Origin of the sequence: Sodalis praecaptivus, assembly GCF_000517425.1 — a bacterium.
Classification (GTDB): Bacteria; Pseudomonadota; Gammaproteobacteria; order Enterobacterales; family Enterobacteriaceae; genus Sodalis_A; species Sodalis_A praecaptivus.
The window spans coordinates 124,793-139,383 of the sequence record NZ_CP006569.1 but is presented as its reverse complement, the minus strand read 5'-3'; the positions used below and the strand labels follow the sequence as shown (position 1 = coordinate 139,383).

The following is a 14,591-nucleotide window of genomic DNA, read 5'->3' as shown; positions in this document are numbered from 1 at the left end:
CGCGGCCTCCACGTCAGGGCGCGTTGGGTGGAATCGTCTCCGGCGTCTTCCCGCCGGCGCCATCGTTATCGTCGTCCGGCGCGGGCGACGTCGCGTCAGATGGCGCCGCGGTGGATACCGCTGGCGCCGAGGGGCCTGACGGTAGCGATGACGCCGAGGAACCTGACGGCACCGTTGGCGCCGAAAAACCTGACGGCGCGGATGGCGCCGAGGGAGCTGACGGCGCGGATGGCGCCGAGGAACCTGACGGTAGCGATGACGCCGAGGGGCCTGACGGCGCCGATGGCGCCGAGGGAGCTGACGGTAGCGATGACGCCGAGGGGCCTGACGGTACCGATGGCCCTGACGGCGCGCTATCCTTGCCGCGCGGCGGATTAGCCAAACGCCGCAATTGCGCGGCCGCATCCTGTTCGCCGTCAATCACTTCGCTCTGGCTCTCGGTATTTTCCTGGCGAATGGCCTCTTCCTGCTCGTGGGTCAAAATAACGATACTAATACGGCGCTGCGCGGCGTTGTCATCCTCTTTACCGGGCGGCGCCATGGTATTCGCCATGCCGATGACCCGGAGAATTTTGTCACTCATCAACCCGCCTTCCACCAATTCACGGCGCGACGCATTGGCACGATCGGCGGACAGCTCCCAGTTGCCGTAGCCACGCTCGCCGTTTAAATAAGGCTGATTATCCGTATGCCCGGCCAGGCTTATACGATTGGGCAAATCGTTAAGCACCGGCGCAATGATATGCATAATACTGCGCATATAGGGCGCAATTTCCGTGCCGCCGGTGGCGAACATCGGCCTTCTTTTACTGTCGATAATTTCAATGCGCAATCCCTCATGCATCAGCGTAATGCGCATATTCGGCTGCAGTTCCCGCAGCCGCGGATCGTTGCGCAACATCTGCTCCAAGCGCAGGCGGGTATCATTTAGCCGTTGAATATCCCGCTGATGCTCCAGCTGGCGCTGACGCAGACGCGTCGGCCCGGCGGCGTCGTTGGCGTTAGCGGGCAGCGGGAAATCATTGATGTTGAATTTGCGGTTGTGGCTAATCGCCTCACTTAACGGCATTCTGAAATATTCGGCGATCTGCTCACGCTGCTGCGGCGTCGTCGCCCCCAGCAGCCACATCACCAAAAAAAACGCCATCATCGCGGTCATGAAATCGGCATAGGCTATCTTCCACGAGCCGACATGATGATTGGCATGCTGTGCCCTGCGCCATTTGATTACAACCGGGGGTGACGTCTTTTTCATGAATTGACCGTCGTATCAGCAGATTCCATCAGACCGGTTTTTTTTATCTGGCGCAGGTGGGCTTCCAATTCCTCAAAAGAGGGGCGTTCAGAGGTATATAAAGTCTTGCGGCCGAACTCTATCGCGATCGGCGGCGCATAGCCGTTCAAACTGGAGAGCAATGTCACGCGAATGCAGTGCAACATCTTGATATGTTCATCGCCTTTCTGCTTAAGCAATGCCCCCAGGGGCATCACGCATCCGTAGGCCAGGAGAATACCGAGCAAGGTTCCCACCATCGCATTGGCGATCAAGGCGCCGAGTTCGCCTGCGGGTCGGTCCGCCGCGGCCAGGGCATTTACCACGCCCATTACCGCCGCGACGATACCGAAGGCGGGCAACGCATCACCTACCTGCAGCAGGCTGTTTACCGGGATATCATTTTCTTGTTCATAAGTTTCTATCTCCTCATTCATCAGCGCTTCAATTTCATAAGCGTTGAGATTACCGCTGACCATCAGACGCAGGTAATCAATAAGGAAATCGATAACCAATTTATCTGCGAGCAACGAAGGATAGTGATTGAAAATAACGCTGTTATGCGGATCGTCAATCTCTTTTTCCAGCGTTATCAATCCGGACTGACGACTTTTGGACAGTAGGCGATACATCAGCGCCATGATATCCATATACATCGCTTTATTATAACGCGATGAACGGAACAAGCGCGGAATTGACTTTACGGTAGCATAGATAGCCTTACCATTATTTCCTACAATAAAGGTACCTAAACCCGCGCCCACGATAATCATAAATTCCGCAGGCTGAAATAAGGCGCCGAGTTGTCCTTCAGCTAACAAAAATCCACCAAAAATCGACATAAACACAATGATATAACCAACGATAACTAGCACGGTGATCCCTTACAAGACGGTGACATCCAGAAAATGAACGTTGTTGCCAGTGATGGAATAATCCGTTTGTGAAAATGGTATTCAGTGCATCACTCTGTCTAGCATGGCTTTACGTTGCACATATTCCGTTGTCTTAAGTTATATATGCGATTATCGGCGGCGGCATGTGAAAGTTTACGCTTTTTAACCGCCCTTGAGGGTGGGTGGCAAAAACTGCAAACAAAGTTATGGGGTGGATGGAAGGCGTAGGTAATGAATGCTCCCCCACATTGTTTACAGCGCGTTTGCCCCAGTAATTGGCTGTCGATAAAGCGTAGCAATATCCAGGCGCGGGTCAAACCCAGTACCGGCCCGCCATCCTGGCGCTGCGGGCAGAGTTCGAGATACAGCCGATACGCTTTTATCATTGCCTCGATGGTCGGGATATTTCCTATACGAATCAGGCAGAGATAAGCGTTGTAAAACGCGGAAGAGTGGATATTCTGCTCCCAGGAGAGAAACCAGTCAGCGGAGAATGGCAACAGCCCCTTAGGCGCCGGCGTCCCTTTGACTTCCTTATACAATCTCAGCAATCGACTGCGGCTCAGGCAGGTTTCATTTTCCAGAATGGGTAGCCGAGCGCCTAGCGCAATCAGCTCCATGGCCAGCTGTATATCCCTGGATTCCTGCATGATACTTTTCCTATACACGAGATCATTCCTTAAGCAAACGGGTAGGATCGGGAGTCGCTGAATTAAGCAACTGCGTGGACAGCACAATCCCTGTATGGACCTGCTGTAACTCATCAACACGGGATTCGCGCGTCAGGCAATTGATGATCTGCTCGTCATCCAGGCGCAGCAGACAAATAAGCTGGTTGATTTCGCCAAGCTTTATCAATTCAGACAGAGAAAGTCCCGCCAGTTTATCCAGCGTGTCTTCGCCCACCCCAAGACGGAATCCCGCTACCTTCTTATCTTTTTTGATAAGCTCCTGGGCGAGTAAGAGATAGGATAGATTTATTTCATGTATATTCCTGAGAAGGTTATCACTACTCATCGTCGATGCATCCTTGTTATTTTAATAGCGAAGGAGGGTTAAGCATTAATGACCGAAAAGCATTAGACGCAGATATCGGTCACCTGGCACTTATTTAAACTTACACTTAGCATGTTAATAATTAAAGAACACTGCAATTACTAACCCTTGGCTCTATTTATAATGGCCTAACCGAAAGCATTATTATCTTAACCACGCCGCCCATGCAAACATATTTTTCCCATCAATCTCAGGAGACAATTAATGATAAGTAACAGTCATCCTACGCGCTAATTCGGCGTACAATAGCCCAACACTTTATTATTTAGCCACTGATCAAAAAAAGAAATTACATCACTGCCTCATTAGTAAATCCATAATCCGCCGATTTAATGCATCGGCGGACATTTATGTTACATGGTCTGTGACGCTTGCGATTGACCACACAATATACATACTAGTTATATTGCAATACAAATAAAAAATCTTATTTTTACGCGCTAACCCGTCATTAGTCACACTTGTAACTTACATTAAAAAACACGGCCCTAATCATCGCCTATTGTGCCAATTAAATATCGGTTCAGCCGGTTAAAATCATCGGCTATCATTTGCGCCGATAATTAGCAACGCTAACCTTTTTACCTTAATTTTCCCCCGGAGGAGAAATTGGGCTGTCGTAATAACACGAGGGCATCACCGGTGATGGGATATTAATCGCCATTTGACTACCGCAATCCAGACCGGTAACGCACAGGATAGCGCCGCTGGCGCGTCATTCCGTCTAATAGTGCCATGGCCGCGGCGGCGACGCAGAAAGAGATCGCTATCCCGGCGGGTAATGCCGATTTAGGTTAAGCAAGAGTAATCATTGTCGCGACGGTGAAACCCTTCCAAGTCGTTTTGGCGGAGATGGCCGCCCTTGACGTTTCGCCCAATCGTACGCGGCGCTGACGCCGGGATAAAAAAAAACAGCGGACCTTCTCAGGTCCGCTGTCGATAGCGGTAACGTGCGATTGATGGCGACACGCTACGGCTGAAATTTGGTCGGTGAGAGAGGATTCGAACCTCCGACCCATACGTCCCGAACGTATTGCGCTACCAGGCTGCGCCACTCACCGTAATGCGGGCGCATATTACTGCGCCTCGCTACAGGCGTCAATCCCTTTTTCAGTAATTGCCGTCAACTGTTTACAAACCCATCAGCCACGATTAACCGTGGCAACCGGCTGCGCCGCCGACGGTTTCTGACACCAGTTATTTTCCGCTTTAATACCGCCATTCGGGGACCGGTACCCCAGGCATCCCAACAGGCTATCAAACAATTCTTCATGACGATGCACCGTGCCGGCGCGCTGTTGCGCCTGCAGCCGCGCAAAGGCGTCATGATTCTCGGGACTGGCCAGGAAAGCGTCGGATGCCCAGACCATCATCGGCACGCGGAACTGCTCCGGCGGCGCCATGTCGCGCGGTGTACCGTGCAAGTGATAGTTTTCGTCAATGGACTCACCGTGGTCGGCGGCATAGAACACTAGCGCTTTTTTATCGCGGACCTGATCGATGACCTTATCGATAAAACTGTCGGTATACAGGACGCTGTTATCGAACGCGTTAATCAGCTGCGCCTTGCTGCAGGCCTGATCGACGCCGATACACTCCGGCTGATAGCGGGCAAAACTGCGCGGGTAACGCTGCGAATACAAATAGTGAGAGCCTTTGGTGTGCAAAATGACCAAATGCTTGCCTTGGGGATGGCGGGCCAGCGATTCCTTCAGCTCGTCAACAAGCAGCATATCGTCCACGGATTTACCATCATTGCGCTTCTCTGACGCGATCATTTCGCGAAAGGCATAATTGTTGGCGTCGGTGTTGTTGTAGAACCACACTTCGCTTTGCATGGCAAACAGCTCGGAGGTGAAGCCCAGTTTACGCATCACGGCAAAGACATTCTGCTCTTTCAGCGTACGCTGCGGATTATCGAGGGTTCCCCCCTCGCGCACGAACATACAGCGCAGAGAGAGTTTGGTGGAGGTATCGCAGGAATGCCCGCGAAACGCCACCAGATTCTTTTCGTGGGAGAGTTTTGGCGTCGTATCGCGTTCATAGCCCAGCAGACCCATATGATCCCAACGGGTGGTCTCGCCAATAATAAACACCACATAGGTATTATCGATGCCCGCCGGCGGCAGATAGGTAAACTGCTTGGCGGGATCGAACAGGCTCTCGTTATCCTGGCTCTCATCGAGCCGCGTATACGCGAACAGCCCGAGCGCCGCCAGCCAGTTCGACGGCAGATAGGAGTGCGCCACCAAACCGCCATAGCTGGGCATGTCAATATTGGTGATACGTTCACGCAGATTCTGCGCCTTATCCTGATAACGCACCGGCAGCCATACCAGCGCCAGCACCACCAGCAGCCCCAGTAAAGATTTCACCCGTCTGCCCGGCGTTTTCATTTGCTGGAACAGGGTGTCGGCGAGGGCGTTTTGCCAAATCAGCAACAGCGGCAAGGCGCTTATCCCTACCATCCATACCAGGAATTTGATGCCCACGACTTCGCGCGACAGATCGATATCGGTCGTCATCACCGAGGCGATTATGCCGTAACCGATAACGACGTTGAAATAGGTCATGTAGTAACTGGCGGCGACCGATATCAGCACCAGTAGCGACGCCGCGATGCGATAGAACAGGCGACCGCCGAACGACAATATCCGCATCAAAAAGAAGGTGGATAAAATAGCGGCGGTGATTTCGGTTAACGCGATGACCATATGCCCGACGGTGGAGGACGGATGCAGCATATCGAATCGTCGGATGAAGACCGAGAGGTTGAGGAACAGGCCGATATAGATGGCAAGCAACAGGGAAAGCGTCTGATGTGACAGTGTTTTTACAATTTTCATTTAAGGCAAAAGCCCAGCAAGGATGAGGTCGTGACGGCCACGGGGCTTAGCTGCTGGCGCAGCAACAGGCTAAATCCGACGATAATTGAGCAGCGCAATAGTGACCGATTGAAATTTTTTGACAAGGAAAATTGCAAAAAGTTTTCACCCCAGCGCAGCGGGAAGCAAAAGGCGGGATGCCAAAACGCCGGGGGATGACCTCCCCCGGCAATCAGACGGGGTATTAGCCGGTAATGACCTGCAAATCAACATCGATATTATTGCGGGTCGCGTTGGAATACGGGCACACCACATGGGCTTTTCGCACCAGCTCTTCCGCCACGCTGCGCGCCAGGCCCGGCAGGTGGATCTCAAGCTGAACCTCAATGGCGAAACCGGTGGCGATTGCACCGATCCCCACGCTGCCTTCGATAAAGGTCTCGGCGGGCAGAGAGGTTTTGTCCTGCGCGGCGACATGTTTTAGCGCGCCAAGGAAACAGGCAGAGTAGCCGGCGGCGAACAGCTGTTCGGGGTTGGTGACCGCGCCGCCTTGACCGCCCATTTCTTTGGGCAGGCCCAGCTTGACGTCCAACACGCCGTCGGAGGAGGTCGCGCGCCCATCGCGGCCGCCGGTGGCCTTCGCTTTGGCGCGATAAATCACTTTTTCAATAGACATAATGCTTCCTTGGTTGGCGGGAGGAAATTTCCCGGTGATTGAGAAATATTGCACGATTAAATCGCTTGCTATATAAATGCGTCAGCTTTTTGCAGTCTCATGGCGCAGGGTAACACTGCGTCCTGACGCCCGTTACCCCTGAGCCAAATGGCCGCGTAAAATCTCTAATTGACGTTTCAGCGCGTCAAGTTCATCGGCGCGGCACGACGACGCGCAGAGCACCTCCGCCGGGATGGTGGCCGCCAAAGCGCGCAGCGAACGCCCCTGATCGGTTAAGCGAATGATCACCTGCCGCTCGTCGGCGGCGGAACGAAAACGCCCCAGCAGGCCCGCGCTTTCCAGACGTTTGAGCAACGGCGTCAGCGTCGCGGAGTCGAGAAATAGCCGATCGCCGATTTCCGAAACCGTCAGCGCATCCCGCTCCCACAGCACCAGCATCACCAGGTATTGGGGATAGGTCAGATTAAGCTTGGCCAACAATTTGCGATAAACCTTATTCAGCGCCAGATTGGCCGAATAAAGGGAAAAGCAGAACTGCTGATCCAGCAGCAGCGGCACGTCGCTTTGACTATTTTTCACGGGTGTGTTCATACGGTAGAATTATAGATAGCGCGCGATATAGTAGCAAGTCATTTCTTGGTCTATAATGACTTTATTAGGTTTTTTCCGCGCCAGCGGCACGTTAATCGGAGGGCATGCTATGCCGACACTTGAGCAACGAGCGCGACGCTTTGCCCGCGAGGCCCACGGTAAACGCGATCAGCGCCGTAAATATACCCAGGAGCCGTACATCATCCACCCCGCCGCCGTAGTGGAGTGGGTGCGGCAGGTGCCACATAATGAAGCCATGCTGGCCGCCGCCTGGCTCCATGATACCGTCGAGGATACCGGCGTCAGCCTGGGGCAAATTCAGCAGCGGTTCGGCGTCGAGGTGGCCGAACTGGTGGCCATGCTGACGCTGCCGGCCTTCCCCGGTCCTACCTCCAGAGTGGTCAAACAGCAGGCGGCCCTGCGTCATTTAGCCAACGCCTGCGATGAAGCCAAAACCATTAAATTGGCGGATATTATTGATAATACCTGCTCGCTTATTCGCTATGACGCCGATTTCGCCAGCGTCTACCTCGTAGAAAAAAAACTGCAGTTGGAGGTGTTATCCGGCGGCGACAGCCGTCTTTGGCGCGAAGCGGAGCGGACGCTGGACAAAGGTCTGCAAACATTACGCCAGCCGCCTCATTTGATAAGCGAAGAGTGGTTTAAACAATTAACCGTCAGCTATCAGGGCGGCGCCCGGCGGCTGTCCGGCGGATAAAAACAGCGCGGGGAAAATTTTCGATAGGGCGCCATGGGCACAGCTGGTACCCTATATTCCCACCTTACTTTTCGCGCGGCGTAAGCACTGAATATGGAAGCCTGGAAGGTCAATATTATCTCCGTTTGGCTGGGATGTTTTTTTACCGGCCTGGCCATGAGCCAAATCCTGCCGTTTTTGCCGCTGTATGTGGAACAGCTCGGCGTACACTCTCACGAATCACTGAGTCTCTGGTCCGGCATGGTGTTCAGCGCCACCTTTTTGGTCTCGGCCGTCGTGTCACCGTTGTGGGGCAGTATGGCTGACCGGCGCGGGCGCAAGCTGATGCTGCTGCGCGCCTCGCTTGGCATGGCGGTGGTGATCGCCCTACAGGCTTTCGTCACCAGCGTTTGGCAATTGCTGCTGCTGCGCGCGCTGATGGGGCTGACGTCGGGATATATTCCCAACGCCATGGCGCTGGTGGCGTCGCAGGTGCCGCGGGAGAAAAGCGGCTGGGCGCTCGGCACGCTGTCGACCGGCCAGGTTTCCGGCGTGATCATCGGCCCGCTGCTGGGCGGATTTATGGCCGACCATCTCGGCCTGCGGGTGGTCTTTCTTATCACCGCCGGTCTGATGACGGTCAGTTTTCTCGTCACGTTGCTGTTAATCAAAGAGCGCGTGGTGAGGGTGAAAAAGGCCGATCAGCTGCACGGGCGTGCGGTATTCGCCGCGCTGCCCTATCCGCGATTGATTCTGACGCTGTTCATCACCACCATGATGATACAGTTGACCAACAGCTCCATCAGCCCGATATTAACCCTATTTATCAAAGAACTGTCCGCCAATCGCGATAATCTGGCGTTTATCAGCGGTGCCATTGCCGCGGTGCCGGGGGTGTCGGCGTTATTGGCCGCTCCGCGCCTTGGCCGGCTGGGGGATCGTATCGGCACGGCGCGCGTCCTAATGACCGCGCTGGGCTGCCTGATTGCGCTGTTTTGCATCATGGCGCTGGTCAGAACGCCGCTGCAATTAGGAGCGTTACGTTTCATGATGGGGTTTGCGGAAGGCGCATTGATGCCGGCGGTTCAAACTTTGCTGCTGAAGTATTCAAGCGATCAGGTAACCGGCCGTATTTTCGGCTATAACCAGTCGTTTATGTATTTGGGGAACGTCGCCGGCCCGCTGGTGGGCTCCAGCATTTCAGCGCTGCTGGGCTTTCGCTGGGTCTTCATCGCCACCGCCGCGCTGGTGCTGATAAACACCTGGCAGCTACATGCCGGTATGCGCAAACTCGGCGCCGCGCGCGAGCAGAAATCCGTCTGAAGGCAGCGGCCTGAATTTAGATCCACGGATAATGGCCGCCCATTTGTACCACCATCACGCCGGCACACACGGCGATAAAAAATAAAAACACTATCAGAATTCGGGTCATTGCTGCTCTCCTCCTGTCGGTTTGCGGGTGAAACCGGCGCCCCCTGACGGGTAATATCCCACGTCTGCGGCGCCGATTCCGTTCGGAATCGTCTGTTTTTTATCCGGCCTGGACTATAACTATAGCCGCATCGCGCGAAAGTAAAACCGCCATTGCCGAGGGGGGAAAAAAAAGACCGGCGCGCAGGCCAGTCCCGTTAAGCCGGCCACCGCCGACTATTTGAATACTTTGAAGCGGGTTTCATCGGAAATATAGGTCTTTTCGCCGGCGGGGTTTTCAATGGAACCAAACGGCATTTGCGCCCGCAATTTCCAGCTCGCCGGCAGATGCCACGTGGCTTTGACCTCATCATCGATGAGCGGATTATAGTGTTGCAGGCTGGCGCCGATCTTCTCCTGGGCCAGGGCGCTCCAGACGGCGAACTGCGCAATCCCGGTGGAGTGTTCTGACCAGATCGGGAAGTTATCGGCATAGGCGGCAAATTGTTTTTGCAGTTCATCAATAACCGTGGTGTCTTCAAAAAACAAAATCGTACCGGCACCGGCGGCAAAGGACGACAGTTTGTTTTCGGTAGCGCCAAAGGCTTCCGCCGGCACGATCTTTTTCAACGTGCTTTTGACGATGTCCCATAGGGTTTCATGCGCGTGACCAAACAACACCACCACGCGCGAGCTTTGCGAGTTAAACGACGAGGGGCTGTGCTTCACCGCCTCTTTCACCAGCGCGGTAATGGCGTCCGACGACAGCGATACGTTCTTGCCGAGGGCATAAATGGAGCGGCGCGCAGCAATGGCGTCGATAAAAGCATTACTCATAATGGAGCTCCTGCAAAAGATAAGAGAAAAGCGGCATACGCCAGCCATCATAATTCATTGAATAGCTTAAGCCTTATTAGCGTGCTCTGTAAATCATCCCCTTGGCGCAAAATGTTGACTATGCTGATAGGACTTTACGCAAAAATTCTGAATGTCACGCGCTATGAAAATTGAAACGCTTTCCTTGGCCGAAGCCGCCAACGGCGTGCCCAACAATCTCTTACCGGTAGTGATCTACCGCGGGGTCATTCCAGGGGGGACACACCATCCCGCGGTGTGGCTGGAGAGGCATTTCGCCGCGAACGGCTGGCCGGCGCAGTGGCGCTACGGCATCTATCCGTTTACCCATTTCCACAGCAATACCCATGAGTTGCTCGGCGTTTACGCCGGCCAGGCGCAAATTCAACTGGGCGGCGAAACCGGGCCGTTGGTGACCCTCGCAATAGGGGATGTGGTGCTGATCCCAGCCGGCGTGGGTCATAAAGCTATCGACACCAGCGCGGATTTCATGGTGGTGGGCGCCTATCCGCCGGACGTTAGCGCCGATTTGTATCGCGACGACGCGACAAATTTGGACCCAGCGCGCGCCAGAGTCGCCCAAGTGCCGCTGCCGGCGACCGATCCGTTAAGCGGCGATCGCGGCGGCATCACCACGCTTTGGCATAACGCCGAACAGGCATAACCGTCCCGCAGCCCTCGATAAGCGGAGGAAGAGACTATGTCCCGAGTACAGGCCGTCGATCATCTGGTGATAAGCGTCAGCGATATCGCGCGCTCTAAGCACTTTTATCGCCAACTCTTTGCGTTTCTTGGCTTCGAGGTCATGGATGAGATGGACAACGCCATGGGGTGGCGTCACGCGTCCGGCCGGTTTTGGATTTACCAGGCCGACGCGCAGGGTGCCAAGCACCCGTACCGAAAAGGGGATATCGGCTTCCACCATTACGCCTGGTCGCTTAAAAGCCGGCAGGATGTGGATGCGCTCCAGCGTTGGCTTGAGCAGCACGGCGCGACCATCGTCGACCCCGCCGGCGAATATTACCCCGATTATTATGCCGTGTTTTTCCTTGATCCCGACGGCATGAAGCTTGAGGGCATGCATTACGGTTAGTGGGCGGGATGTAACACGTTTGCACGGCGCCGCTCGCTCATCAGCGCGGCGCTGGCGGTCAACATGCCCATGCCGCAGATAAAACGAATATCTTGCCCTACTGCCATAATATAGCCGCGGCCATTCATCATGTCGCCGCTCTGCAAATCCTGATCGCGCTGAAGTTTCAAGCGCAGAAGCTGATCCGCCGAGACAAACTCTTGCAGCAACTCCCTCTCTTTACGCTCAATGCCTCGGGCCTGGGCATACAACGCTTCCAGATGGTTGAGGAAGGGCAGACCGCGCAGCCGTAAAATGTAGTTTCCCGGGCCGAACAGGTTGTAATCGAACAGTTCCAGCACCACCAGACGCAGCTCGTTCATTAGCGCGGTCATCTCTTGATAGTGGGCGCCCGTTAGCGCCACTTTTGGATCAAACGCCGATTGCCGCGTAAGGGGATCTGCGCCGAGCTTTTTGCCCAGCAAGCACATAAAACACTGGTATTTCACGCTCAACGCGCTTGCTGCGCGCTGGTCGTTTTCAGTCAGGAATTGCCATACTACAAAGTGCAAATGCGCCAACTGCAGCAACGTATCGCCTATCGCGCCGCTGGCGATAGGCCGAAAGCGTTTTTTAACCAGCCGCGCCTGATTGCCCGCCAGCGTGAACAGCTGCTGGAGGCTATGTTCGGCAACCGCGATGGCAAAGCGGCTACGGCTTTGTCGTTCCTCGAACAGGGCGCTCGAAAGCGTTTGCAACCAGCCGCTCTCCACCGATGCCGGCGAGACGCGCGGGGCCAATAGGCGATTCAATCTGGTTTGCACGGGCGAAAGCCGTCCCGACGAGGTCGCCGGGCAGGTGTAGCCATGGAATCGATTCTCTCCTCTTTGTGCCAATGCCCGGATGTTTAAAGGCAGCGAGGGGGACTGGCGACCGTCTTCCACTCGGCGCCCGTGCGGCGCTACCGCTACCGCCTGACGCTCTGGAGCAGAGCGGTCGGATGACGCGCTGCTGGTGCTCGGTGAGCCCCGATTTTCGTCCGATTGCCCTTCGCCGCGCGGTGCGCTATCCGGCAAATAACGCGGCGGCGTACAGGATCGCCAGGCGCGCGCCCTGAGATCATGCCCGTAAATCACATTGATTTGCAGCCTGCCCTCCGGCACCGGCGAGGCCGTCGACAGCGCAGCCGGCGAGTTTCTCAGCGTCGGCGGCGGGGTCCCTTCGTAGCCGCCGTTTGCTATCCCTGACGCTGACGCGCTGCCGGTATGCCGATCGCTGCCTTGACGCCGCCAACTGCCGGTAACAATCATGCCCTGACCGCTGCGTCTTGCGGTGAAACTGTGCCGTCCCCGGCCCATCGGCACCGTTTGCCCTCTGGCTACCACCGAGCGCAACAGGGGATTTTCCGCACGCGGCAACGCGAGCGGGCCTCCATGATGGACGACCCCGACACGCCTGGCCGCCGGGGAGTGTTCGTCGTGCGGCGGCCTCTCGCGAAACAGACAGGGGAGTAAACAGTGCAGCGCAGCATTAACCTGAGACATACTCTCTATCCTTTGATTAATCAGATTATCCATACAAAACAACACAGTCGGCCGGCTGAATCGCTGCGCGGCCGCCTGACATGAGCACGTTAGCGCTGATATACACGGAGGTTGCAACGCACAGGTTTAACCGTTATCCAACGAAAAGACGATTTTTTTGCCGATTTTACACCTTGCCCTGCGGGAAAACCGGCCCTGCGCCATACTGAGAAAATGTCATCGCAAACGGAGATCAGACTATGCAAGAGATCGGCGCTAACGGCCAAGTGGACTATATCGAGTTCAACGTCAGCGATATCGCGCGCAGTAAACGTTTTTACGGCGAGGTATTTGGCTGGCTGTTTACCGATTACGGCCCCACGTATACCGAGTTTTCCGATGGCCGCATCACCGGAGGATTTAGCTCCACCGAAGCGGTGACGCCCGGGGGCGGTCCACTGGTGGTATTTTATGCAGCCAACCTGCAAGAAACCCGCGACAAACTACAGGCCGCAGGAGCGGAAATTGTTCAGCCCATTTTTGCCTTCCCGGGCGGCCAGCGTTTCCATTTTAAGGATCTGGACGGCTATATTCTGGGCGTGTGGACGGAAAATTGACCTTAGCGCGATGGGCAGTGGTCGGGGGATTGGCCCTCGCCTTCACGCCCGGTACGCTACCCCGGCCACAGTAGGATCACGGCGTCTGGCGAGCGGCGCGCTCTGGTGTGGCGGGCAGCGCGGCGAAGACAGGCCGCCACGGTATTTCTGCGATCTTCTTTCCGTTTTTGAAACCACGTTCTATTTTTTATAAATCACCGTGCTATTCTTGATGACCAGGCATTAGGTATACAGGATGAGCATTAATATGATAGGCAAACGCGTCGCCATTTTGCTGGCGCAGGGGTTTGAAGAAGCGGAAGCGATCATCGTCATTGATATCTTGCGGCGGCTGGATATTACGGTCGAAAAGCTGGCTTGCCAAGAGGGTCTTGAATTGCTTAGCTATCACGACATCCGTATTTTTGCGGATGCGCTGCTGAGTAATCGCGCCAATGACCTCTACGATGCGGTAGTGATCCCAGGCGGCCCTGAGGGGACGGTCAATCTGGCTGCCAATCCGCAGGTGGCGGAATTCATCCGACGCCACGATGCCGCCGGCAAGCTCGTTTGTCCGCTTTGCTCAGCCGCGGCACGGGTACTGGGCGGTAATGGCCTGCTAAACGGCCGCCGCTATGTCTGTTCTGGCGACCTTTATCAGCAGGTGGCCGACGGCATCTATGTGGATCAAAAGGTCGTCGAAGACGGTAACCTTTTAAGCGGTAAAGGATTGGGCGTCGCTTTCGACTTCGCGTTCTCCCTGGCATCGCGCCTGACCGGCGACGTCGAGCGGGCCGACTTCCAGGCGGAGCATATTTATTACGATCACTGGCGCAGCGCAAGCGGCCCTGGTTAACCCGTCCGTTCACCCCGTTGACTTAAGGCTGGCCTAGACGGCGTGCGCCCTTCGTGCCTGCCTCAACGCTCGTCAATCGACTCACCCTGGCCGCCGTCATCACTCCGGCTAACGCCCCGCCCGACAGGGCGCAAGGTTAACCGCCGGCCCAAGACGCGGTATACCCTATAGCCCCTCTCTGACCACGCATGCCGGTCAGACGTCTCCTCGGGAGCGCGTCGTCGGGACACAGGCCCAACACCGGTCCCAAATCGGCTCCGTTATG

Annotated in this window: 15 protein-coding genes and 1 tRNA gene; 6 read left to right on the top strand and 10 right to left on the bottom strand. The window is 55.4% G+C overall.

All coding sequences use genetic code 11. The features are described from left to right. Positions 1–13: 13 nt before the first annotated feature. From motB to SANT_RS00590, 8 genes are all read right to left on the bottom strand, one after another. Positions 14–1,255, bottom strand: coding sequence for a flagellar motor protein MotB (gene motB, locus SANT_RS00625; protein ID WP_025420392.1), 1,242 nt, complete (start codon positions 1,253–1,255; stop codon positions 14–16). Next, the gene (gene motA / locus SANT_RS00620; RefSeq protein WP_025420391.1) at positions 1,252–2,148 is read right to left on the bottom strand and encodes a flagellar motor stator protein MotA; all 897 of its coding nucleotides are present in this window, start codon (positions 2,146–2,148) and stop codon (positions 1,252–1,254) included. The genes motB and motA overlap by 4 nt, the downstream gene beginning before the upstream one ends. Positions 2,149–2,246: 98 nt before the next feature. Beyond that, positions 2,247–2,837 carry a flagellar transcriptional regulator FlhC gene (gene flhC, locus SANT_RS00615; RefSeq protein ID WP_025244158.1) on the bottom strand — a complete coding sequence of 197 codons (591 nt, stop codon included), beginning with the start codon at positions 2,835–2,837 and terminating at the stop codon, positions 2,247–2,249. Positions 2,838–2,841: 4 nt separating this feature from the next. Next, entirely contained in the window at positions 2,842–3,186 is a 345-nt protein-coding gene (gene flhD, locus SANT_RS00610) for a flagellar transcriptional regulator FlhD (protein WP_025420390.1), read from the bottom strand. A 1,023-nt stretch (positions 3,187–4,209) separates the two neighbouring features. Beyond that, a tRNA-Pro gene (locus tag SANT_RS00605) sits at positions 4,210–4,286 on the bottom strand. 81 nt (positions 4,287–4,367) lie between these two features. Further along, positions 4,368–6,071 (bottom strand): kdo(2)-lipid A phosphoethanolamine 7''-transferase, encoded by a 1,704-nt coding sequence (gene eptB / locus SANT_RS00600; RefSeq protein WP_025420389.1) that lies wholly within the window; start codon positions 6,069–6,071, stop codon positions 4,368–4,370. Between the two features lie 223 nt (positions 6,072–6,294). After that, positions 6,295–6,726, bottom strand: coding sequence for an organic hydroperoxide resistance protein (locus SANT_RS00595; protein ID WP_025420388.1), 432 nt, complete (start codon positions 6,724–6,726; stop codon positions 6,295–6,297). A gap of 132 nt (positions 6,727–6,858) precedes the next feature. Next, positions 6,859–7,317: a MarR family winged helix-turn-helix transcriptional regulator gene (locus tag SANT_RS00590; protein WP_025420387.1), complete on the bottom strand. Its 459-nt coding sequence runs from the start codon at positions 7,315–7,317 to the stop codon at positions 6,859–6,861. Positions 7,318–7,426: 109 nt separating this feature from the next. On the opposite strand from SANT_RS00590, the gene SANT_RS00585 reads away from it, so the two are divergent. Next, positions 7,427–8,035, top strand: a complete 609-nt coding sequence (locus tag SANT_RS00585; protein ID WP_025420386.1) for an HD domain-containing protein — start codon at positions 7,427–7,429, stop codon at positions 8,033–8,035. 93 nt (positions 8,036–8,128) lie between these two features. Next, entirely contained in the window at positions 8,129–9,337 is a 1,209-nt protein-coding gene (locus tag SANT_RS00580; RefSeq protein ID WP_025420385.1) for a multidrug efflux MFS transporter, read from the top strand. A gap of 324 nt (positions 9,338–9,661) precedes the next feature. Here the strand turns inward: SANT_RS00580 and SANT_RS00575 are convergent, their stop codons facing one another. Then, positions 9,662–10,261 (bottom strand): nitroreductase family protein, encoded by a 600-nt coding sequence (locus SANT_RS00575; protein WP_025420384.1) that lies wholly within the window; start codon positions 10,259–10,261, stop codon positions 9,662–9,664. Between the two features lie 163 nt (positions 10,262–10,424). On the opposite strand from SANT_RS00575, the gene SANT_RS00570 reads away from it, so the two are divergent. Beyond that, a complete protein-coding gene (locus tag SANT_RS00570; RefSeq protein ID WP_420480347.1) occupies positions 10,425–10,943 on the top strand; it encodes a cupin in 519 nt (172 codons plus the stop codon). 36 nt (positions 10,944–10,979) lie between these two features. Beyond that, positions 10,980–11,372, top strand: coding sequence for a VOC family protein (locus SANT_RS00565; RefSeq protein ID WP_025420382.1), 393 nt, complete (start codon positions 10,980–10,982; stop codon positions 11,370–11,372). On the opposite strand, the gene SANT_RS00560 is transcribed toward SANT_RS00565, so the two are convergent. Continuing rightward, a complete protein-coding gene (locus tag SANT_RS00560; RefSeq protein ID WP_025420381.1) occupies positions 11,369–12,895 on the bottom strand; it encodes a hypothetical protein in 1,527 nt (508 codons plus the stop codon). The genes SANT_RS00565 and SANT_RS00560 overlap by 4 nt on opposite strands. 239 nt (positions 12,896–13,134) lie before the next feature. On the opposite strand from SANT_RS00560, the gene SANT_RS00555 reads away from it, so the two are divergent. After that, complete coding sequence (locus SANT_RS00555; protein ID WP_025420380.1) at positions 13,135–13,491, top strand: VOC family protein; 357 nt, start codon at positions 13,135–13,137, stop codon at positions 13,489–13,491. Between the two features lie 250 nt (positions 13,492–13,741). Beyond that, complete coding sequence (locus SANT_RS00550) at positions 13,742–14,326, top strand: DJ-1/PfpI family protein (RefSeq protein WP_025420379.1); 585 nt, start codon at positions 13,742–13,744, stop codon at positions 14,324–14,326. Positions 14,327–14,591: the final 265 nt, after the last annotated feature.

What these genes read in the sequence shown, in the direction of transcription:
- SANT_RS00575 (WP_025420384.1), bottom strand. Translation starts at nt 10,261, where the DNA reads ATGAGTAATGCTTTTATCGACGCCATTGCTGCGCGCCGCTCCATTTAT.
- motB (WP_025420392.1), bottom strand. Translation starts at nt 1,255, where the DNA reads ATGAAAAAGACGTCACCCCCGGTTGTAATCAAATGGCGCAGGGCACAG.
- SANT_RS00555 (WP_025420380.1), top strand. Translation starts at nt 13,135, where the DNA reads ATGCAAGAGATCGGCGCTAACGGCCAAGTGGACTATATCGAGTTCAAC.
- SANT_RS00580 (WP_025420385.1), top strand. Translation starts at nt 8,129, where the DNA reads ATGGAAGCCTGGAAGGTCAATATTATCTCCGTTTGGCTGGGATGTTTT.
- SANT_RS00570 (WP_420480347.1), top strand. Translation starts at nt 10,425, where the DNA reads ATGAAAATTGAAACGCTTTCCTTGGCCGAAGCCGCCAACGGCGTGCCC.
- SANT_RS00585 (WP_025420386.1), top strand. Translation starts at nt 7,427, where the DNA reads ATGCCGACACTTGAGCAACGAGCGCGACGCTTTGCCCGCGAGGCCCAC.
- SANT_RS00560 (WP_025420381.1), bottom strand. Translation starts at nt 12,895, where the DNA reads ATGTCTCAGGTTAATGCTGCGCTGCACTGTTTACTCCCCTGTCTGTTT.
- SANT_RS00590 (WP_025420387.1), bottom strand. Translation starts at nt 7,317, where the DNA reads ATGAACACACCCGTGAAAAATAGTCAAAGCGACGTGCCGCTGCTGCTG.
- eptB (WP_025420389.1), bottom strand. Translation starts at nt 6,071, where the DNA reads ATGAAAATTGTAAAAACACTGTCACATCAGACGCTTTCCCTGTTGCTT.
- flhD (WP_025420390.1), bottom strand. Translation starts at nt 3,186, where the DNA reads ATGAGTAGTGATAACCTTCTCAGGAATATACATGAAATAAATCTATCC.
- SANT_RS00595 (WP_025420388.1), bottom strand. Translation starts at nt 6,726, where the DNA reads ATGTCTATTGAAAAAGTGATTTATCGCGCCAAAGCGAAGGCCACCGGC.
- SANT_RS00565 (WP_025420382.1), top strand. Translation starts at nt 10,980, where the DNA reads ATGTCCCGAGTACAGGCCGTCGATCATCTGGTGATAAGCGTCAGCGAT.